The sequence below is a fragment of the Corynebacterium sp. Z-1 genome (assembly GCF_031844665.1).
Lineage (GTDB): Bacteria > Actinomycetota > Actinomycetes > Mycobacteriales > Mycobacteriaceae > Corynebacterium > Corynebacterium sanguinis.
This window is the reverse complement of sequence record NZ_CP134621.1, coordinates 568,592-588,648: the sequence shown is the minus strand read 5'-3', so window position 1 is coordinate 588,648 and position 20,057 is coordinate 568,592. Positions and strand designations below refer to the sequence as shown.

Sequence of the window (20,057 nt, the reverse complement as noted above, 5' to 3'; positions counted from 1 at the left end):
CGTGAGCCGTATGGCCAGAGATTTCAACGTTGCCGTTGTCGCCGCAGTTGTCGTCGCCGTCGTGGTTGCGGCGTACATCCTCTCCGAGGGCACGTGGGCTGCCCCATTGGTGGTGCTTGCGGCATCGGCGCTCGCGATCTTCGCGCGGCGCTGAGGGTGTACCCCACCCGGTAGCTGGTACCTGCCCGACGACTCAGAGGCGAGCGCCCAGCACCAGGCGACGTGGGAACTTCTCCGCGAGTTCAATGCGCAGGCCAACACTTCCCCCGCCAACGACCTGCTGCGCCGCATCTTTCCCAATAGCGAGCATGTCCCCGAGGTGTACCGTAACGCGACGGTACCCCCACAAAACGCTTTAGCTAAAGGGATTAAAGGTCCCCTTACCCCCTGAAGTATGGACGCTTTGGTGCACAGCCACACATTCACGGGCCTTTATGAAAACCACCCAGGGACAAGAACCGGTGGTAAACCCTTCTACAGTATTCTTAGACGACGGAACCCGACTTGATTTTCGAACAGCCAGCAAGTCAGGCGGCTACACAATCGACATCAACAACAACGTCAACAGCAAGATTTTTAAGATCCACGTTGCGTAACGATTTATTCAGAATCATCAAGAAAGAAATGGAAGAGACCGAAGACGGTGCTGTTGCAAACTTCAGGCGGAGAGCCGTGCGCGCACTCGGTGCACCGGTACCGGCGCACGGTCAGCAGCAGCGTGGTGGGCGCCACCCGAACGGCTCGTGCGCCAGCTCCCGTGTCACGGTGTCGCGCGGGACGCCCTGGCAGCCGCACCGCCGGCACCAGTCGTCCGGCTCGACGACCCGGCAGGCGAGCACGGTGCGGTCGGGCTCGAGCAGCTGGGCGGTGACCTCCAGGCCGAGGACGTCCAGACGGGTGAAGGTGGTCAGGTCGGGGGGCGTGAAGGTAGCATCGGGCACGTCGAGGTCTTTCGGATGGCTGCGTGTAGGAACCTCCATCTTCGGAAGACCTCGACACCTACCTACAGAAAGGCAACAGTTTCCATGACCACCAAGAACCGCGCCGTGGTATTCCACGGCATCAAGGACGTGCGCGTCGACGAGCTGGACTTCCCCAAGCTGGAGATGCCCGACGGCTCCGCCGCCCCGCACGGCGTCATCCTCAAGATCGTCGCCACCAACATCTGCGGCAGCGACCTGCACATCTACCGCGGGTCCTTCCCCGTGCCCGAGGGCATGGTGCTGGGTCACGAGATGACCGGCCAGGTGCTGGAGGTCGGCAGCGACGTCCAGTTCCTGAAGGAGGGTGACCTCGTCTCCGTGCCGTTCAACGTGGCCTGCGGCCGCTGCCGCAACTGCCGCGCCGGCCGCACCGAGGTGTGTGAGACCGCCAACCCGGAGCAGGCGTGCGCCGCCTACGGCTTCAATCTGGGCGATTTCCAGGGCGGACAGGCCGAGTACCTGTTCGTGCCGTACGCCGACTTCCAGCTGCTGCGCTTCCCGGACCAGGAGCAGGCTATGGAGAAGATCCTGGATCTGGCCGTGCTCTCGGACATCCTCCCCACGGCGTTCCACGGTCTCATGGAGGCCGGCGCCAAGCCCGGCTCCACCGTCTACATCGCCGGTGCCGGCCCCGTGGGCCGGTGCGCCGCGGCTGCCGCTCGGCTGCTGGGCGCCTCGTGCATCATTGTGGGCGACCAGGACGCCTCGCGGCTGGAGCTGGTACGCAAGCACGGCTGCGAGACTATCGACCTCTCCGCCACGGAGAACCTGCAGGACGCCGTGAACGACATCCTCGGCGAGCCGATGGTGGACTGCGCGGTGGACTGCGTCGGCTCCGAGGCCCACGGCCTGGGCTCCGCGGCCGATGAGATGCAGCCGATCGCCGCCGTGAACCAGGTCCTGGACATCACCCGTCCGGGCGGAGCCACGGGAATCATCGGCATCTACGGGCCGGACCCGATCGCGGAGACGAAGGCCGAGCAGGAGGGCACCTTCCCGGTGGACTTCGGCAAGGCCTGGATCAAGTCGCCCCACATCATCGGCGGCCAGGCGCCCATCATGCGCTACAACCGCCAGCTGATGATGTCGATCCTGTGGGACCGGATGCCGTACCTGACGGAGATGGTCAACCCGCGCGTGATCAGCCTGGACGAGGCACCCCAGGCCTACGCGGAGTTCGACCAGGGCTCCGTGGAGAAGTTCGTCATCGACCCCCACGGGATGATCGCCCGCTGAGCGACGCCGCCTGTTTCGTCAGGCTCAGTCTGGGTGGTTCTCCACCGCACCGCGCACTCCGCCAAAGTGGGGTGCGCGGTGCCGCATGGGTGCCAGGTCCGCTCTGGCGGCGTCGTCACGATGCCCAACAAGGTGCTGTTGCAAAGTTGGGGGGAGAGCCGCAAAAACTCAGTTTCTCATTCCCTGATCGCCGCTGCGTGTGGGCGTTCTCAGGCCGTCTCGAAGACCCGGTTGACGATCACCGCGTCCGGGTTCGGTTGCCCGTAGGCAAACATGGTGCCTTGCCCTTTCCGCAATGAGTGCATCGCCTCCATCCCTTTCAACGTCCGATATGCAGATGTCTAAGTTCTTAAACGCGCCTTTCGGCCCGAGGATCCGCTTCAGCCGACCATGGTCGCCTTCCAGGATGTTGTTGAGGTATTTCACCTGCCGGTGTTCCACTGTTGGCGGGCAGATTCCCTCTGACTTCAACTCGGCGATTGCCCTGGCTAGGGAGGGTGCTTTATCGGTGTTGATCACTCTGGGATACCCGGCTGACGCATTGGATCTGAGTGCCTTGGCCAGGAAACGCTTCGCTGCGGCCACGTTCCGCTTCGGAGAGAGGTAAAAGTCCAGGGTCTGGCCACCGGCGGTAATAGCCCGGTAGAGGTAGCACCACTTTCCCCCGACCCGGATATAGGTCTCATCCACCCGCCAGGAACTGGCCTGCCAGTCAGGTACCTGCCGGTACCACCGTGTTTGCTTGTCCAGCTCAGGGGCGTATTTCTGGACCCAGCGGTGAGAATCGTGGTGTGATCGACCGGCACGCCGCGTTCGGTCATCATTTCCTCCAAGTCTCGGTAGCTGAGCCCGTAGCGGCAGTACCACCGGACCGCCCCCAGGATGATTTCACGGGGGAATGACGACCGGAGAAGATGCCCATGGCTGTGATTATTTCACGCAGGTCTTCCTACTGCCCCAACTTTGCAACAGCACCGCTTCGGCCAGGGTGACCTGGTCCGGTGGGCAAATACAGGCAGCAAATAGATTTAGCGGCCCGCTGGTCACAGACCTGTCAGCACATCGCGAACCTGTGGCGGCAGGGAGCTAAACCACTCAGCTTCCCCGCCGGGCTCGGGCAAGAGCTGGCCGTATTCGGTCATGTTCGCACCGGGGATCTCATTGACGTAGACCCAGAGGTGGGCCGCCGGTATTCCCAGTGTCTCGGCGCCCCTGGCGGTGAGCTGTTTTAATAGCCCGGTTTTCTGCTGTTCGGTGCGCCCGGAACGGATATCCGCCCGGATCCAGACGTGGTCCTGAGAAACTTCCCGGCCGGCGAGGAATAACTCACCGGGTGCAAGATCGTTGAAGATCACCTGAACCAGATAGCGCGGGGCGTACGTGACTTCGTGGTGGAGGTCGGTGATCAGCTCAGCGAGTTTCGGGCGCTGCCCCGGTCCGATTGTCCCGGCGGTGGATAAGACGGTGTAGGTCGGCATGAACCTCAATCTACCTACCCAGCACAAAAGCGGCACCCGCATCTAGTATCAGGTGCCGCTTCAGGCGTATTTTAACCCCACTTGAACTGCGGCGCAGCACCCAAAAAGAAGCTCTGGTCTATTTTGATGGAGATTCGGGTAGCTCCTTTTGGATGTCCTTACTAGGGGATGCTCTGGATACTAGGGGTCATACTTCTCTTGGTGCTGTTGCAAAGTTGGGCGGAGGTGCCGCAGCGGGATCCGTTCGCGGTGCGACCCGGCGAGGGATGCTGAAGCCGCGTCGCAGTGCGGGGTTCGGACCTAGCCGTCGGGTTGCCTGTTGCGCTCATCGGTCGACACCGCGTGCAGGGTGATGCGGGGGCGGGCGTTGTTGACGTACCCGATGTGTTCGACCCCCCGGGAGCGGCTTGGGAGCGACCCCTGAAGAGCAGGCAGCAACTCGTCGACGTTCTCCGCAAGCGAGCCAGAGCCGATATGGTACGCTCGGCCAAGGCGCCGGCATGACGTCGAACTCAGGCGTGACAGCCCTAGCCCATCGGTCGACCCGATTGACATTTGGCACACAACCAGGAGGCACTCATGACCATCAGGCTCGAATCCGTATCGCTCGAGGACGCTCAGCGCGTGATCGCCGCCGCTCAGGCTAAGGCGGAAGAGATCGGGTCGCCGAGCAACATTGCGGTGGTCGACGCGGGTGCTAACTTGGTTTCCCACATTCGCATGGACAACGCGTGGGTGGGCAGCGTCGACATCTCGATCAACAAGGCCTTTACGGCGCGCGCCTTCGACATCGCCACCAAGGACCTGGCCGAAAATGCTCAGCCCGGCGAGCAGTTCTACGGCATCCAGAACTCGAACCCTGGCAGGGTCATGGTCTTCGCTGGCGGCATCCCGCTGCGCCGCGACGGCCTGGTCGTCGGGGCGGTAGGAGTGAGCGGGGGTAGCGGCGAGCAGGATCAGACGGTCGCCGAGGCAGCTGTAGCGGCGTTTTAATCCATTCCAGAGAACGCAAAACCGAGCAAAGGATAGATCCAAGATGGCAACAACAAAGGTCAGTAAAGCGCTTCTGGTGCGCCTCGAAGCACTGCCCGGCAGGGAGGAAGAAGTCCGCGACTTCTTGAACCAGGGGCTGTCAATCGTAGAGGGTGAGCCCAAGACCGTCCGGTGGTTCGCGATACAGTTCGGACCCTCGTCGTTCGGGATCTTTGACGCATTTGCCGACGACGACGGGCGCCAGGCGCACCTGTCGGGTGAGGTCGCGAAAGCGCTCGGTGAGAAAACGGGTGAGCTCTTCGAGGAGCCCGTGATCGAGCAGCTCGATGTCGTTGCGGAGAAGCAGCCCGCATAGAGCAAGCGGCCGCCCGCGGCGGCCACAGGACTTGGCGCTCGCCATGCGTGCGCAGACGCCAAGCTAGGGCGTGTTTCCCATAACTGTGTGGTGGCCCACTCTCTCGCGGGTCACCACACAGTTATGGGGCTCTTCCGGAATCAGAGTGCGTTGATCCGGTTCTGGAGCTGTCCGGAGTGGATCAGTGACCGCAGGATGTAGTGCTTGAGGTTGCGGGAGCCCAGGGCGATTCCGCGGAGGTGCTCGAGGCGGCCGTTGATGGCTTCGACGGGTCCGTTGGAGGCATTCACGTCGAAGTAGGCGAGGATCTCGCGGTGCCGCTTCCACAGTGACCGGCCAAGTTGGGCCAGCTCGGGGAGTTCTTTCGGTACACCGGCCCGGATGGAGCGCAGGAGCTTGTACATCGCGATCTTGCCCTCCCGCTTGCCGGCGGCCTCCTAGGCGGCGATGAGTCGCTGGTAGACGCCGTAGGTGACCTCCACCGCCGCGTGTGCATCATGGGCGGTGAACGCCTTGAACAGGCGGACCTTCTGCTTGTCGGTGAGCAGCTCGGCTCGGGTGTTCAAGGTCCGGCGGATGCCGTACAGCGGATCGCCCGTGCGGCCCCGGTTCCCGGTGGTGGCCTGCTGGATGCGTTGGCGGCACACGGTGAGCTTGTCGGCGGCCAGGCGCACGACGTGGAAGGGGTCCATCACCGTCCGGGCAGCGGGCACCGCGCTGGCGGCCGCGGAGTGGTAGCCGGCAAACCCGTCCATCGTGACCACCTTGATGCGGTCCCGAAACACCTGGTCACGGGCGTCGAGCCAGTCAGTGAGGACTTTCGCCGAACGGCCGGCGACCATGTCCAACAGGCGGGACGGGCCGGTGCCGTCCACGACCGGGGTCAGGTCCACCAAGACGGTGACGAAGGTGCTGTTGCAAAGTTGGGGCAGTAGGAAGATCGACGTGAAATAATCACGGCCATGGGCATCTTCTCCGGTCGGCATTTCCCCCGTGAAATCATCCTGGGGGCAGTGCGGTGGTACTGCCGCTACGGGGTGAGCTACCGCGACCTCGAAGAGATGATGACCGAGCGGGGTGTGCCAGTCGATCACACCACGATTCTCACCGCTGGGTGCAGAAATACGCCCCTGAGCTGGACAAGCACACTCGGTGGTACCGGCAAGTACCCGACTGGCAGGCCCGGTCCTGGCGGGTGGATGAGACCTATATTCGGGTCGGCGGCAGATGGTGCTACCTCTGATCTGGCGATCACCGCCGGTGGGCAGACCCTGGACTTTTACCTCTCTCCGAAGCGCAATGTCGCGGCGGCCAAGCGTTTCCTGTGTTAGGGACGTGCTTTTAGTAGCGCGGTTCTGACGATCGGATAGCGCGGGTATGAGCTTCGGATAGCAGCATCTGGTGGTCTGTGGTGATCTCAGGTCTACACGCAGTAATTCGGCTGCGTGTGGACCTCGAAGAGGAGACACCGTGACTGACTACCGATTGGTGATGTCACTATTGATCCAGAATCTGTCCTACCGACAGATCGAAGCCCTGGCGGGATGCTCACACACCACCATCGCCAAAGCGAAGAGAATCTGCCGGGACCAGGGCTTTACCTCCACCTCCCAGGTGGAAGACCTCACCGCGGAAGAACTCGACGCCTTGTTCACCGACGGGCGCAAGGCGCCCTCGGATGAGTTCGTCGCCTTCGACGTGGCCGCGATGGTCACCAAACGCTCGGGCAAGAAGAAGCTCCCGCTGCGCGTGTTGTGGGCCGGCTACCTCGACACGGACGGCGTCCCTGGCCAGCGGCACTACAGCTATCAGCGGTTCTGCCAGATCATCGGCGAGTACGTCGATGTCAACGACCTGACCATGCGGATCACCCACGTTCCCGGTCACACGATGCAGGTCGACTGGGCGGGCACGAAGATGGCCGTCTTTGACCCCATCACCGGGCGCAAGACCAAGGTGTCGGTATTCGTGGCCTCGTTGCCGTACTCCGGGATGGTCTTCGCCCGCGGTTATCTCGATGAGAAGTCCCCGAACTGGTTGGACGCCCACCAGCAGGCCTTCGAGTTCTTCGGCGGTATCCCGCAGGTCGTCATCCCGGACAACGCCTCCACCGCATCCAACCAGATCGCTCGTGGGGACCGGGCCCGGGACGTCAACCGCGCCTACCGGGATTTCCTCGAGCACCACCGCACCGCTGCGGTACCGACCCGTCCCGTAAAACCACAGGACAAAGGCAATGTCGAAGCCGGGGTCAAGGTCGTGACCAACTGGGTGATCGGCCGGCTCGCGGGCCAGCGATTCGCCAGCCTGGATGACCTCAATACTGCTGTGGCCGACCAGGTCACCGCGATCAACACCAGAACACCGTTCCGCGGACAGCAGATCAGCCGCAAGGATCTGTTCGATGAGTATGAGCGGCCGGAACTGCTTGGGCTGCCGGAGTCCCGCTGGCAGCCGGTGACCTGGCGGAAATCCAAGGTCAACCGTGATTACCACATCGAAATCGCCACGGTGAAGTACTCGGTGCCCCACACCTTCGCCGGACGCCACGTTGATGTGAAGATCACCGGCGACCGTCTGACGGTCATGTGCGACGGGGACATCATCGCCACCCATACCGTCTCCCCGCGCCAGCATGTCTACGTCACCGACCCCGATCATGTCCCCGATCAGCATCAGCAGTCCTCGGACCTGTGGTCCAGGGCGTATTTCCTGCGTCAGGCCCACAAGGTCGGTCCCCACACCGTCGCCGCGATCACCAGCGTGCTCGATGCCCGCCCGATCGAAGCCCAGGGGTATCGCACCTGCCTGAGGGCCCGACCCCTGGAAAGTGGACACGGGGATTTAATCAAGATGCGATAGTAAGTGTAGCTGATTCGGCGGCTTCAAAGGCGTTCGGCGAGCGGTAGCCACACCACGAGTGCAACCGTTGGGTGTTGTACCGGATGCACCACTGGAACACGTCCCGGCGACACACCAGCTGACTGGCGAAAACAGGCTCGTCCTTCAGGACTTCCCGCTTCAACGAGGCGTTGAACGACTCCGCCAACGAGTTGTCCGCGCTCGTCCCGATCGTACCCATCGACTGGGTGACACCGAACCGCTCACATAACCTCCGGTACTGCTCAGAGGTATAGACACTGCCGTGATCCGAGTGAAAAATCGCCCCGTCAAGGCTACCTCGGACCCCGTGAGCCATCGTGAGGGCTTCTTCGACCAACTCGGTGCGCATGTGGTCGGCGATCGCGAAACCGGTCAACTGCCGCGAATAGCAGTCGATGACCGTGGCCAGGTACATATTCGACCCGTCCGCGATCGGCAGGTACGTGATATCGCCGACGTAGACCTTGTTCGGTTTCTCCGCGGTGAACCGGCGTTTCAGAAGGTCAGGGAATTTAGGCGCACGTTTCGCGGACACGGTGGTCTTCACCCGGCGTTTCCTGGTGTAGCCGAAAAGGCCCATCTGCCGCATCAGCCGGGCGGTGCGCTTGTGATTGAGACGGCCGCCCTTGCCCCGGTCGTTGGCGGGATCGGCGTTGATGGTCGCAGTTACACGTTTCGCCCCGTAACAGCCGTTCTCGGCCTTGAACACGGCCTTGATCCTCGCTCCCAGCGCCGCGTCAGCGACGAGGCGTCGCCGGCGGGCAGGAGCAGCAGATTTCCATTTGTAATACGAGGACCGGTTGACCTTCAGGACCTCACATAACCGCTTGACCTCGTAGAAGTCTCGGTGGTCATCAACGAACTGAAAGCGGTTCACCAGTTCGTCTCTTCCGCGAAATATTTGGCCGCCTTGCGCAGGATCTCTCGTTCCTCCCGGAGCTTGACGTTCTCGCGTTCCAACACGCGGATCCGCTCGGCATCGGAGAGTCCTTCAACCGGGGAGCGTTCGCTGTTGGCTGCGGCGATCGGGCTGGCGACTTTTTCACCGTTGGCGTTAGTTTTGGTGCCGGTGCCGAAGGCGTCGAGCCAGGTGCGCAGGGAGTTGCGGTTGACCCCGAGATCGGAGGCGATCGCGTTGATCGTGGCTCCGGGGGTCGACTCGTACAACGACACTGCGTCACGCTTGAACTGCTCGGTGTAGGTCTTGCGTGGCATGGTGGAAAGGTACCTCACTTTCCCAGCGAGATGCTGGTTTCAGCGTGTCCACCGCCAAGGGGTCAGGTCCTGAACATCCTCGCCCTGGGCAAGGGCGACAACAAGGCACTGCTGGAACAGGCCTGCCGGCAACTGGTTGACGCTGATTCCCCGCGGGCGGTCAGCTACACCGCGGTCAAGCAACGCCTGGCGGCCTTGCGGGCCCAGGTCCACGCCCGGCCCACCACCACAGATGCTCCGCCGCCGCCGGCCCCACGCATCGACCCGGCCCCGGGCTCACGGGACACCCGCGGTGCGCACCTGGCTGGCCCTGAGCACTTCAGCCTCGACGCTCTACTGGGAAAGACGGATCCTGCCCACGATGAAGGAGGTCAGGCGTGATGGATCGACACCTCACCGACGCCGACATGACGTTGTTCACCCAGCTGCGGATGACCGCCTTCGGGAAAACCGTCATCGACCTGGCCAACGACCCCGCCTGCGATGAGTGGACGTTCTCGCAGAAGATCTTCCACGCCCTGGATAAGGAGATCACGGCCAGGGAGCAACGTCGGACCCAGAAACTACTCAAGGCATCCAGATCGCCAAACCCTGATGCCTGCGTAGAAGAAATCCGCTACCTTCCCGACCGCAACCTCAATCGTGAGCTAATTGCACGGCTGTCCAGCTGTCAATGGATCGATCAGACCCACAACCTGGTCATCCTGGGGAAATCCAGTGTCGGCAAGACCTACCTCGCGTTGGCGCTGCTCAACGCCGCCTGCCGGAAGTTCTACACCGCCCGGTTCTTCAGACTCGATGATCTGGCCAACCAGCTCGCGGTCATGGACCCCGCGTCGCAGAAACGGCTGGACTTCCTCACCGACCTGCACAACTGCGACCTGCTGGTCATCGATGACTTCCTGACCACGCCCATCAACCAGCACACCGCCGCGGAGCTGCTCAACATCCTCGCGGCCCGGGACGGCCGTGGCTCGACCCTGGTCACCTCCCAGTTCGAGCCGCAGGACTGGTACAAATCCCTGCATGACGCGGTGATCGCCGAATCGATCCTCAACCGGATTGTGGCAGGCGCCGAGATCCTCCCACTCGACGGGCCGAACATGCGCCGACACCTCGCCGACGCGCAATAGCCCCGCCGGCACCCGGACCAAGCACCGCTATCCGGTGCTCATCCGGGTGCTATCGGATCGTCAGAACGCTGCTACTGGAAGCACGTCCCAAACATTTCCTGGCCAAGACCCTGCGATCGAATACGACAGCCGGGTCCCCGCGGGTAATTAATACAGATAAGGCACCCTCCCTAGCCAAGGCAATATCCGAGCTCAAGGAAGAAGGCATCTGCCCTCAGACGGTGGAGCACCGTCAGGTGAAATACCTCAACAACATCCTGGAAGGCGACCATGGTCGGCTGAAGCGGATCCTCGGGCCGAAAGGCGCGTTTAAGAACTTAGACATCTGCATATCGGACGTTGAAAGGGATGGAGGCGATGCACTCATTGCGGAAAGGGCAAGGCACCATGTTTGCCTACGGGCAACCGAACCCGGACGCGGTGATCGTCAACCGGGTCTTCGAGACGGCCTGAGAACGCCGGCACGCAGCGGCCATCAGAGAATGAGAAACTGAGTCTTCGCTGCTCTCCCCCCCAACTTTGCAACAGCACCGATCAACGCACTCTAAAACCGGAAGGGCCGTTTTAGCCTGGGAGCAAAGGGAACCGAATACTAGGACTATCCCCAAAAATGTGCGCCCCGATTAGCGCTTAAACGCCTCCGCTAGCTGTGCCAAGAAGAGATCCACTACCCCATCCGCAAAAACTTTCGCTCTGCTACGCAAGCTTTCAGTAATAACTGGCTCAAGCTCCCGCCCAAACGCATCGAAGCGATAGTCAGCAGAAGTCACCACCACAAGATCACTAGTGGCCTCTTCAGCGCTTCTAGCTGCCAACACGAGAGGGAGGACCTCGACAATTCTCTTCGGAGAATTACTCACGAAAGATAGATATAGGCAATATTTATCCGCAAAGGCCGTATAACCCGTTGGCGGAGCCGGGGGGCGGCCATTGAGGGACCTAAAGAGGTCAAACTCCATATCCAGCTTTTTAGCCTGCTCGTCTAGGGGGGATCGAATCTCTGTATAAAGAGTTTCCTGAAGCCGAAGAGCTGCATCGTGCAATTCCGGCAGCACACGCGTGGGTCGCAATGCTTCTGCGAGCTTGTCTGCTGCGGATTTCGCACTAGTAGGGCGAGTGAGATCTGTGATTACCAAGTTGATGGTGTCAGTCACTCGTTCAGCAATAAAACGGATGAGTCGCCGTGGATCACCATCATCAGCCATTTCCAGAGCTTGGATATAGTCTCCCCGTTGATCCTGATAGATAAGGAGGGGAACTCCAGGATCTCGGTAGAGAAAAGTGCTCGCTAAAGTACGAGCCACCCTCCCGTTTCCATCTGCGAACGGATGAATGCATACAAAAGCATAATGGGCATAGGCTGCCTGAATAACCGTATCGGCCTTTTGAAAATTCTCCGACTCAAGTTCAGATATAAATCTTGCCATCTCAGCCGGAGTATCTTCGACTGGGGCGTAAGCGTGAATAGTCCCGTCAGGACGCGTGGGGCTATTCGGCTGAGTTTTATACTCCCCCTTGCGTAGAGCTTGCTTCTGAACCCCAACAGCGGTGTGGACTTCGTGGCTGTCTTGACTACGCAGTATGACTGCATGCAGTTCTCGGATCCACTTCTGGGTTATAGGAACTTGTCCTGTAACCGCGTCAAGGACATACTCAAACCCTTCGAGGGTATCCTCAAAGGCTGGCCGGACGTGCTGGCCTTTCTCCTCCATTTGCCTTTCCCAGGCTTCGAGCTGAAACGCCACAGTTCGAGTGAAACCTCGATCAGTTTGGAAGATCCCTTCAATCGCATTGGTATCAACCGCTGCCGCACGCCTAGTTCTCTCTAATGCAGCCTCCAAGGACGAACTAGAGGTGCCTTTTTTTACTTGGGCCAATCTCTCCGCTGATTGAATAACATCTTGCAGTGAGACCTCAACCTGTTCCCACTCATCAAAACTGGGAAAGGGTCGGTATTCGGGAAGCGGAAAGCTTGATTCCATCATGCAAGTCAGCTTAACGCAGGAAGAATCGAGACCTCGACCACGGGCTATGGCGATCCATAACATCCAAGACATGAGCCCTACATGGATTTTTAGGGTACACCCTAAATGGACAGATCTGAATTACAAGTTTTAGCTGTTCGGTAGGGTTGCTTTATGGCTAGTGGAACAGAACCGGACCTGACCCCTTGGCGGTGGACACGCTGAAACCAGCATCTCGCTGGGAAAGTGAGGTACCTTTCCACCATGCCACGCAAGACCTACACCGAGCAGTTCAAGCGTGACGCAGTGTCGTTGTACGAGTCGACCCCCGGAGCCACGATCAACGCGATCGCCTCCGATCTCGGGGTCAACCGCAACTCCCTGCGCACCTGGCTCGACGCCTTCGGCACCGGCACCAAAACTAACGCCAACGGTGAAAAAGTCGCCAGCCCGATCGCCGCAGCCAACAGCGAACGCTCCCCGGTTGAAGGACTCTCCGATGCCGAGCGGATCCGCGTGTTGGAACGCGAGAACGTCAAGCTCCGGGAGGAACGAGAGATCCTGCGCAAGGCGGCCAAATATTTCGCGGAAGAGACGAACTGGTGAACCGCTTTCAGTTCGTTGATGACCACCGAGACTTCTACGAGGTCAAGCGGTTATGTGAGGTCCTGAAGGTCAACCGGTCCTCGTATTACAAATGGAAATCTGCTGCTCCTGCCCGCCGGCGACGCCTCGTCGCTGACGCGGCGCTGGGAGCGAGGATCAAGGCCGTGTTCAAGGCCGAGAACGGCTGTTACGGGGCGAAACGTGTAACTGCGACCATCAACGCCGATCCCGCCAACGACCGGGGCAAGGGCGGCCGTCTCAATCACAAGCGCACCGCCCGGCTGATGCGGCAGATGGGCCTTTTCGGCTACACCAGGAAACGCCGGGTGAAGACCACCGTGTCCGCGAAACGTGCGCCTAAATTCCCTGACCTTCTGAAACGCCGGTTCACCGCGGAGAAACCGAACAAGGTCTACGTCGGCGATATCACGTACCTGCCGATCGCGGACGGGTCGAATATGTACCTGGCCACGGTCATCGACTGCTATTCGCGGCAGTTGACCGGTTTCGCGATCGCCGACCACATGCGCACCGAGTTGGTCGAAGAAGCCCTCACGATGGCTCACGGGGTCCGAGGTAGCCTTGACGGGGCGATTTTTCACTCGGATCACGGCAGTGTCTATACCTCTGAGCAGTACCGGAGGTTATGTGAGCGGTTCGGTGTCACCCAGTCGATGGGTACGATCGGGACGAGCGCGGACAACTCGTTGGCGGAGTCGTTCAACGCCTCGTTGAAGCGGGAAGTCCTGAAGGACGAGCCTGTTTTCGCCAGTCAGCTGGTGTGTCGCCGGGACGTGTTCCAGTGGTGCATCCGGTACAACACCCAACGGTTGCACTCGTGGTGTGGCTACCGCTCGCCGAACGCCTTTGAAGCCGCCGAATCAGCTACACTTACTATCGCATCTTGATTAAATCCCCGTGTCCACTTTCCAGGGGTCGGGCCCACCGTCATTACCTCTAGAGATTGATGAACACCAGGACGTTGTTGTGGGACAAAAAGTCGGTTATGCCCGGGTGAGTTCTATGGAACAGAACCTGGACCGACAACTTGATCAACTCCGTGCGGGGTTGCGATGCTCCTATATTGTGTCAAGCGCTTTTCAGAAATTTTTCGTAGGCCGATGCTAATTCCGTCAATGGACGTTTTCCAGTCTCGATGTTACTGATCCTCGCCGGGGCACACCCCAAATGCTTCGCTACAACCACCTGGGTGAGATGCTTCGCGATACGCAGTTCTTTCAACTCATCCCGACGAAGATCCCTGGGCTGTGGCGTACTGCGCCTGGTGCATATGACCCGGTAGATCTCCCGGACGATCGCGCGCTTCAGGCAGCGAATAATCTCCCTTTTCGACAACCCCTCCTCGGTACGCCGGGCGACGTACTCCCTGGTGCGCTGGTCACACTTCATCCTCACCATAGCGATTCGGTACAACGCTGAGTTCGCCCGCCGGTCACCACCACGATTGAGCCGGTGCCGGTTGGTTCGCCCAGAGCTTGCCGGCAGTGGAGCCACTCCACATAAGTGCGCCAGCGCTGCTTCGGAGTGGATGCGCTCCGGATTATCGCCGATGCTGATCAGCAGATCAGCGGAAACAAGAGCCCCACATCCCACGATGTTGATGACATGGGGATTGATCACTGACACCAGGGCAGCGATCCGGGTTTCCAGCTCATCGCACTGCACCCGCAATGCGCGGTAGGTCGTGGCCAGAATCTTCAGGCTGGTCAGCACACCATTTCGCGGATCAGTAACATCCGACGACGGTCGGCAGTACACCAACGCGTTGACCAGAGCGTGGTTGGTCATCGTGGCGTAGCGGGTGCGGATGTCATCAGGGGCTGTGACCAGCAACGACTTCATCGTTGTGATGAGTTTCGCGGTGGTGGACACCAGCTGTTTCCGGGTGATCTGTAACGCTCGTAACGACTCCACCGGGCCCGTGGAATCTTTAGGCGTGCTCAGCCCTTCCCCGGTCAGGACCTGTCGCGCGGCGGCCAAAGCATCCACCGGATCTGATTTCCCGTCCCGGCGTCGAATGCTGCGGGCCGGGCGCAGGACTTCAACGACCGTGTAGCCACGGTCTATGAGGTGCCGGGTTAATCCGGCACCGAAGGAGTTGGTTCCTTCTACTCCGACGGCACCGACACCGTGCTTGCTGAGGAACTCGGCGAGGTGTGTGTAACCGGGCCTGGTGGTGGGGAAGGTTTCGGTGGCCAGGTGCCGGCCGGTTGGGGTCACCGCGGCGACGGTGTGGGTGTCGGTGTGGGTGTCGACCCCGGCGACGGGGCTTGCGGAGAGGTCGATGTCTGTGGTCATGGCTGTCAACGCTTTCGCATAGGGAAGTGATGAAAGGTAGCCGCTGATCCGAGGGTTCGAGCAGACAGGACACTGATGGGACTACTACTATGGCACCTGCCGGGGTGGTCACGGTGAGAGGTCACGCTCCTATGAGGTCATGACCGAATCGCCGGATCGCGGTGCGGGGCGAGAACCAGCCCGGAAGACAGATCGCAACGAAGGCACACAATCAGATTGTGGCCAGTCCGTTAGTGGGTCATTCCGGATGGTTCTTGTCCCGCACTCCCATTATCAGTGTCCTTTAGCGTGGTGTAACGCTTGCTGATGGTGGGCCCTGGCAGATATAGGGGCGGCCATCGTCAGTAACCTTTCGACTCAACTACCACATCTCACCGAAAGGCACATGACGATGACCGCTGCTCCGCATTCTATCGACCCTGCAACCTATCTGGACGATCTGCTGGCACAGGCTTCCCCGGATCTGATGCGGCAGATGCTGCAAGGGTTTATCAACCAGATCCTCTCCGCCCAAGCTGACACCGTTTGCGGGGCTGAATATGGTGTCGCTTCTGCCGAGCGGGTCAACCACCGCAACGGGTACCGTCACCGCGACCTTGATACCCGTGTGGGCACGATCGATGTGGCGGTGCCGAAACTGCGCCACGGAGCGTTCTTCCCGGACTGGCTGTTAGAGCGCCGCTCACGGGCCGAACGCGCCTTATCGACTGTGATCGCGACCTGCTACCTCAAAGGGGTTTCCACCCGCAGGATGAATGACCTGGTGGCAACACTTGGGATTGTCAATATGTCGAAATCTCAAGTCTCGCGCATGTCGGAAGAACTCGACGAGATGGTCACAGATTTCAAAAACCGCCCGCTTGATCCCGGCGGCTACGCCTACCTGTCGTGTGACGCGTTGACGATCAAAGTCCGTGAAGGCGGGCGTGTGGTCAAATGCTCCGTACTGCTTGCCACCGGGGTCAACGCCGACGGCTACCGCGAAATGCTCGGCATGCATGTCGCCACCGCGGAATCCAACGCGTCGTGGAAAGGCTTCTTCCAAGATCTAAAAGCCCGCGGGCTTCGCGGCGTCTTCTTAGTCACCAGTGACGCCCATGAAGGTATTCAGCACGCTATCTCCGAAGTGCTGCCTGATGCGTCGTGGCAGCGGTGCCGCACTCATTTCGCGAAGAACCTCTACGAGAAAGTCCCGAAAACACAATGGCCGATGGTCTCTGCGATGTTCCAGACCATCTTCCAGCAACCCGACGCCCAATCCACCTGGGGACAAGCCCGTGAGGTAGTTGACCTGTTGGAACCGAAATTCCCGCAGGTCGCTGCCTATCTAGAGGAATCACTCGATGAGGTGTTGGCGTTTACCGCAGCGCCGAAACCAGTGTGGACGAAGGTGTGGTCGAACAACCCCACCGAGCGGTTAAACCGGGAAATCCGCCGGCGCACCGATGTCGTGGGCATCTTCCCGAACCGCGAATCCATCATCCGGCTTGTCGGGGCGGTTCTTGCCGAGCAACACGACGATTGGATCCAGCAAAAACGCTACATGTCACTGTCCGCACTCGAACACACCAAACAACTCATGCACCCCACAGGAGACGACCATGGTGACCATCACCAGCTAACCGCCTAACCACAACCCCGAACTACATACCGAGCCGAAAGCTAGACGGCTACACCACTACACGGGACTTGACCCCGTGCGGCGGGCGCGCCGCAAATCTACAAAGAGAAGATCAGTGGCTCGACTCTGCATCGTCCCCAGTTAGAGGAGGTACTGCGGTATCTGCGTAAGGGGGATCAGCTCATTGTTACGAGCATGGATCGTCTCGCCCGTTCACTGGTGGACCTGCACACGATTGTCGAAGATTTGGTGGGGCGCGGTGTCTCGGTGAGGTTCCTACGTGAGGGGCAGACCTATTCAGCGAAGGCCGACCCGATCGCCAAACTGATGCTGGGCCTTATGGGCAGTGTCGCCGAGTTTGAGCGCTCCATTATTAAAGAGCGCCAGGCAGAGGGGATCGCTCGGGCGAAAGCCCGCGGCGTGTACAAGGGGCGGGCGAAGGTGCTAACCGGTGTTCAAGTAGCGCAGGCTAAGCAGTGGGTGGCCGATGGCGTGCCTAAAGCGGAAGTGGCCCGTCGACTGGGCGTCGGGCGAACGACCCTGGGCCCGACCCCTGGAAAGTGGACACGGGGATTTAATCAAGATGCGATAGTAAGTGTAGCTGATTCGGCGGCTTCAAAGGCGTTCGGCGAGCGGTAGCCACACCACGAGTGCAACCGTTGGGTGTTGTACCGGATGCACCACTGGAACACGTCCCGGCGACACACCAGCTGACTGGCGAAAACAGGCTCGTCCTTCAGGACTTCCCGCTTCAACGAGGCGTTGAACGACTCCGCCAACGAGTTGTCCGCGCTCGTCCCGATCGTACCCATCGACTGGGTGACACCGAACCGCTCACATAACCTCCGGTACTGCTCAGAGGTATAGACACTGCCGTGATCCCAGGGGCCCGACCCCTGGAAAGTGGACACGGGGATTTAATCAAGATGCGATAGTAAGTGTAGCTGATTCGGCGGCTTCAAAGGCGTTCGGCGAGCGGTAGCCACACCACGAGTGCAACCGTTGGGTGTTGTACCGGATGCACCACTGGAACACGTCCCGGCGACACACCAGCTGACTGGCGAAAACAGGCTCGTCCTTCAGGACTTCCCGCTTCAACGAGGCGTTGAACGACTCCGCCAACGAGTTGTCCGCGCTCGTCCCGATCGTACCCATCGACTGGGTGACACCGAACCGCTCACATAACCTCCGGTACTGCTCAGAGGTATAGACACTGCCGTGATCCGAGTGAAAAATCGCCCCGTCAAGGCTACCTCGGACCCCGTGAGCCATCGTGAGGGCTTCTTCGACCAACTCGGTGCGCATGTGGTCGGCGATCGCGAAACCGGTCAACTGCCGCGAATAGCAGTCGATGACCGTGGCCAGGTACATATTCGACCCGTCCGCGATCGGCAGGTACGTGATATCGCCGACGTAGACCTTGTTCGGTTTCTCCGCGGTGAACCGGCGTTTCAGAAGGTCAGGGAATTTAGGCGCACGTTTCGCGGACACGGTGGTCTTCACCCGGCGTTTCCTGGTGTAGCCGAAAAGGCCCATCTGCCGCATCAGCCGGGCGGTGCGCTTGTGATTGAGACGGCCGCCCTTGCCCCGGTCGTTGGCGGGATCGGCGTTGATGGTCGCAGTTACACGTTTCGCCCCGTAACAGCCGTTCTCGGCCTTGAACACGGCCTTGATCCTCGCTCCCAGCGCCGCGTCAGCGACGAGGCGTCGCCGGCGGGCAGGAGCAGCAGATTTCCATTTGTAATACGAGGACCGGTTGACCTTCAGGACCTCACATAACCGCTTGACCTCGTAGAAGTCTCGGTGGTCATCAACGAACTGAAAGCGGTTCACCAGTTCGTCTCTTCCGCGAAATATTTGGCCGCCTTGCGCAGGATCTCTCGTTCCTCCCGGAGCTTGACGTTCTCGCGTTCCAACACGCGGATCCGCTCGGCATCGGAGAGTCCTTCAACCGGGGAGCGTTCGCTGTTGGCTGCGGCGATCGGGCTGGCGACTTTTTCACCGTTGGCGTTAGTTTTGGTGCCGGTGCCGAAGGCGTCGAGCCAGGTGCGCAGGGAGTTGCGGTTGACCCCGAGATCGGAGGCGATCGCGTTGATCGTGGCTCCGGGGGTCGACTCGTACAACGACACTGCGTCACGCTTGAACTGCTCGGTGTAGGTCTTGCGTGGCATGGTGGAAAGGTACCTCACTTTCCCAGCGAGATGCTGGTTTCAGCGTGTCCACCGCCAAGGGGTCAGGTCCGAGTGAAAAATCGCCCCGTCAAGGCTACCTCGGACCCCGTGAGCCATCGTGAGGGCTTCTTCGACCAACTCGGTGCGCATGTGGTCGGCGATCGCGAAACCGGTCAACTGCCGCGAATAGCAGTCGATGACCGTGGCCAGGTACATATTCGACCCGTCCGCGATCGGCAGGTACGTGATATCGCCGACGTAGACCTTGTTCGGTTTCTCCGCGGTGAACCGGCGTTTCAGAAGGTCAGGGAATTTAGGCGCACGTTTCGCGGACACGGTGGTCTTCACCCGGCGTTTCCTGGTGTAGCCGAAAAGGCCCATCTGCCGCATCAGCCGGGCGGTGCGCTTGTGATTGAGACGGCCGCCCTTGCCCCGGTCGTTGGCGGGATCGGCGTTGATGGTCGCAGTTACACGTTTCGCCCCGTAACAGCCGTTCTCGGCCTTGAACACGGCCTTGATCCTCGCTCCCAGCGCCGCGTCAGCGACGAGGCGTCGCCGGCGGGCAGGAGCAGCAGATTTCCATTTGTAATACGAGGACCGGTTGACCTTCAGGACCTCACATAACCGCTTGACCTCGTAGAAGTCTCGGTGGTCATCAACGAACTGAAAGCGGTTCACCAGTTCGTCTCTTCCGCGAAATATTTGGCCGCCTTGCGCAGGATCTCTCGTTCCTCCCGGAGCTTGACGTTCTCGCGTTCCAACACGCGGATCCGCTCGGCATCGGAGAGTCCTTCAACCGGGGAGCGTTCGCTGTTGGCTGCGGCGATCGGGCTGGCGACTTTTTCACCGTTGGCGTTAGTTTTGGTGCCGGTGCCGAAGGCGTCGAGCCAGGTGCGCAGGGAGTTGCGGTTGACCCCGAGATCGGAGGCGATCGCGTTGATCGTGGCTCCGGGGGTCGACTCGTACAACGACACTGCGTCACGCTTGAACTGCTCGGTGTAGGTCTTGCGTGGCATGGTGGAAAGGTACCTCACTTTCCCAGCGAGATGCTGGTTTCAGCGTGTCCACCGCCAAGGGGTCAGGTCCCCTTTACAAATATC

16 protein-coding genes and 7 pseudogenes are annotated in these 20,057 nt (G+C 60.4%); 13 read left to right on the top strand and 10 right to left on the bottom strand.

Annotated features, from left to right (window positions below; genetic code table 11):
- Positions 1 to 10 precede the first annotated feature (10 nt).
- The gene (locus RIU96_RS02845; RefSeq protein WP_181729556.1) at positions 11 to 154 is read left to right on the top strand and encodes a hypothetical protein; all 144 of its coding nucleotides are present in this window, start codon (positions 11 to 13) and stop codon (positions 152 to 154) included.
- 524 nt (positions 155 to 678) lie between these two features.
- On the opposite strand, the pseudogene RIU96_RS02840 reads toward RIU96_RS02845, so the two are convergent.
- A pseudogene (locus RIU96_RS02840) lies at positions 679 to 941 on the bottom strand (ISL3 family transposase); the annotation flags it as partial.
- 84 nt (positions 942 to 1,025) lie between these two features.
- Between RIU96_RS02840 and RIU96_RS02835 the strand changes: the two are divergent.
- Positions 1,026 to 2,219, top strand: a complete 1,194-nt coding sequence (locus RIU96_RS02835) for an alcohol dehydrogenase catalytic domain-containing protein (protein ID WP_131386843.1) — start codon at positions 1,026 to 1,028, stop codon at positions 2,217 to 2,219.
- Positions 2,220 to 2,428: 209 nt separating this feature from the next.
- Here RIU96_RS02835 and RIU96_RS02830 read toward each other — a convergent pair.
- Together RIU96_RS02830 and RIU96_RS02825 are read right to left on the bottom strand one after the other, a co-directional pair.
- Positions 2,429 to 3,141 (bottom strand): annotated as a pseudogene (locus tag RIU96_RS02830) (IS6 family transposase).
- 121 nt (positions 3,142 to 3,262) lie between these two features.
- The gene (locus RIU96_RS02825; protein ID WP_181729446.1) at positions 3,263 to 3,697 is read right to left on the bottom strand and encodes a tautomerase family protein; all 435 of its coding nucleotides are present in this window, start codon (positions 3,695 to 3,697) and stop codon (positions 3,263 to 3,265) included.
- A 579-nt stretch (positions 3,698 to 4,276) separates the two neighbouring features.
- On the opposite strand from RIU96_RS02825, the gene RIU96_RS02820 reads away from it, so the two are divergent.
- Complete coding sequence (locus RIU96_RS02820) at positions 4,277 to 4,690, top strand: GlcG/HbpS family heme-binding protein (RefSeq protein ID WP_181729445.1); 414 nt, start codon at positions 4,277 to 4,279, stop codon at positions 4,688 to 4,690.
- Between the two features lie 43 nt (positions 4,691 to 4,733).
- Positions 4,734 to 5,045 (top strand): putative quinol monooxygenase, encoded by a 312-nt coding sequence (locus RIU96_RS02815; protein ID WP_181729444.1) that lies wholly within the window; start codon positions 4,734 to 4,736, stop codon positions 5,043 to 5,045.
- A 140-nt stretch (positions 5,046 to 5,185) separates the two neighbouring features.
- Here RIU96_RS02815 and RIU96_RS02810 read toward each other — a convergent pair.
- Positions 5,186 to 5,962 (bottom strand): annotated as a pseudogene (locus RIU96_RS02810) (ISL3 family transposase); the annotation flags it as partial.
- Between the two features lie 45 nt (positions 5,963 to 6,007).
- Here RIU96_RS02810 and RIU96_RS02805 point away from each other — a divergent pair.
- Both RIU96_RS02805 and istA read left to right on the top strand, forming a co-directional pair.
- Positions 6,008 to 6,370: pseudogene (locus RIU96_RS02805) on the top strand (IS6 family transposase); the annotation flags it as partial.
- A gap of 145 nt (positions 6,371 to 6,515) precedes the next feature.
- Positions 6,516 to 7,907 (top strand): IS21 family transposase, encoded by a 1,392-nt coding sequence (gene istA, locus RIU96_RS02800; RefSeq protein WP_311205100.1) that lies wholly within the window; start codon positions 6,516 to 6,518, stop codon positions 7,905 to 7,907.
- Here istA and RIU96_RS02795 read toward each other — a convergent pair.
- Positions 7,894 to 9,143 (bottom strand): IS3 family transposase gene (locus RIU96_RS02795; protein ID WP_136652982.1). Its coding sequence is split into 2 segments (ribosomal slippage): positions 7,894 to 8,816 and positions 8,816 to 9,143, totalling 1,251 coding nucleotides; the frame shifts between segments, so codons are not numbered across the junction. The genes istA and RIU96_RS02795 overlap by 14 nt on opposite strands.
- Positions 9,144 to 9,173: 30 nt before the next feature.
- Here RIU96_RS02795 and RIU96_RS02790 point away from each other — a divergent pair.
- From RIU96_RS02790 to RIU96_RS02780, 3 genes and pseudogenes are all read left to right on the top strand, one after another.
- Complete coding sequence (locus tag RIU96_RS02790) at positions 9,174 to 9,524, top strand: hypothetical protein (protein ID WP_311205099.1); 351 nt, start codon at positions 9,174 to 9,176, stop codon at positions 9,522 to 9,524.
- Positions 9,524 to 10,276, top strand: coding sequence for an ATP-binding protein (locus RIU96_RS02785; RefSeq protein ID WP_201740600.1), 753 nt, complete (start codon positions 9,524 to 9,526; stop codon positions 10,274 to 10,276). Before RIU96_RS02790 ends, RIU96_RS02785 begins: the two co-directional genes overlap by 1 nt.
- Positions 10,277 to 10,356: 80 nt before the next feature.
- A pseudogene (locus RIU96_RS02780) lies at positions 10,357 to 10,729 on the top strand (DDE-type integrase/transposase/recombinase); the annotation flags it as partial.
- Positions 10,730 to 10,899: 170 nt separating this feature from the next.
- Here the strand turns inward: RIU96_RS02780 and RIU96_RS02775 are convergent.
- Positions 10,900 to 12,261, bottom strand: a complete 1,362-nt coding sequence (locus RIU96_RS02775; RefSeq protein WP_181730037.1) for a Fic family protein — start codon at positions 12,259 to 12,261, stop codon at positions 10,900 to 10,902.
- Positions 12,262 to 12,504: 243 nt separating this feature from the next.
- Here RIU96_RS02775 and RIU96_RS02770 point away from each other — a divergent pair.
- Together RIU96_RS02770 and RIU96_RS02765 are read left to right on the top strand one after the other, a co-directional pair.
- Positions 12,505 to 13,754, top strand: a protein-coding gene (locus tag RIU96_RS02770; protein ID WP_136652982.1) for an IS3 family transposase whose coding sequence is annotated in 2 segments (ribosomal slippage) — positions 12,505 to 12,832 and positions 12,832 to 13,754 — 1,251 coding nt in all. Because the reading frame shifts where the segments join, the coding sequence is not laid out codon by codon here.
- A 115-nt stretch (positions 13,755 to 13,869) separates the two neighbouring features.
- A complete protein-coding gene (locus tag RIU96_RS02765; protein WP_258562585.1) occupies positions 13,870 to 13,974 on the top strand; it encodes a hypothetical protein in 105 nt (34 codons plus the stop codon).
- Here RIU96_RS02765 and RIU96_RS02760 read toward each other — a convergent pair.
- The gene (locus RIU96_RS02760) at positions 13,936 to 15,165 is read right to left on the bottom strand and encodes an IS110 family RNA-guided transposase (RefSeq protein WP_311205098.1); all 1,230 of its coding nucleotides are present in this window, start codon (positions 15,163 to 15,165) and stop codon (positions 13,936 to 13,938) included. The genes RIU96_RS02765 and RIU96_RS02760 overlap by 39 nt on opposite strands.
- Positions 15,166 to 15,556: 391 nt before the next feature.
- Between RIU96_RS02760 and RIU96_RS02755 the strand changes: the two genes are divergently transcribed.
- On the top strand, positions 15,557 to 16,795 hold the full coding sequence (locus tag RIU96_RS02755) for an IS256 family transposase (protein ID WP_181729863.1): 1,239 nt from the start codon (positions 15,557 to 15,559) through the stop codon (positions 16,793 to 16,795).
- An 87-nt stretch (positions 16,796 to 16,882) separates the two neighbouring features.
- Positions 16,883 to 17,425: a recombinase family protein gene (locus tag RIU96_RS02750; protein ID WP_309485199.1), complete on the top strand. Its 543-nt coding sequence runs from the start codon at positions 16,883 to 16,885 to the stop codon at positions 17,423 to 17,425.
- Here RIU96_RS02750 and RIU96_RS02745 read toward each other — a convergent pair.
- From RIU96_RS02745 to RIU96_RS02735, 3 genes and pseudogenes are all read right to left on the bottom strand, one after another.
- Positions 17,365 to 17,667: pseudogene (locus tag RIU96_RS02745) on the bottom strand (integrase core domain-containing protein); the annotation flags it as partial. The gene RIU96_RS02750 and the pseudogene RIU96_RS02745 sit on opposite strands and share 61 nt — an antisense overlap.
- Positions 17,668 to 17,707: 40 nt before the next feature.
- Positions 17,708 to 18,957, bottom strand: a protein-coding gene (locus RIU96_RS02740; RefSeq protein ID WP_136652982.1) for an IS3 family transposase whose coding sequence is annotated in 2 segments (ribosomal slippage) — positions 17,708 to 18,630 and positions 18,630 to 18,957 — 1,251 coding nt in all. Because the reading frame shifts where the segments join, the coding sequence is not laid out codon by codon here.
- Between the two features lie 66 nt (positions 18,958 to 19,023).
- A pseudogene (locus RIU96_RS02735) lies at positions 19,024 to 19,973 on the bottom strand (IS3 family transposase); the annotation flags it as partial.
- Between the last annotated feature and the right edge of the window lie 84 nt (positions 19,974 to 20,057).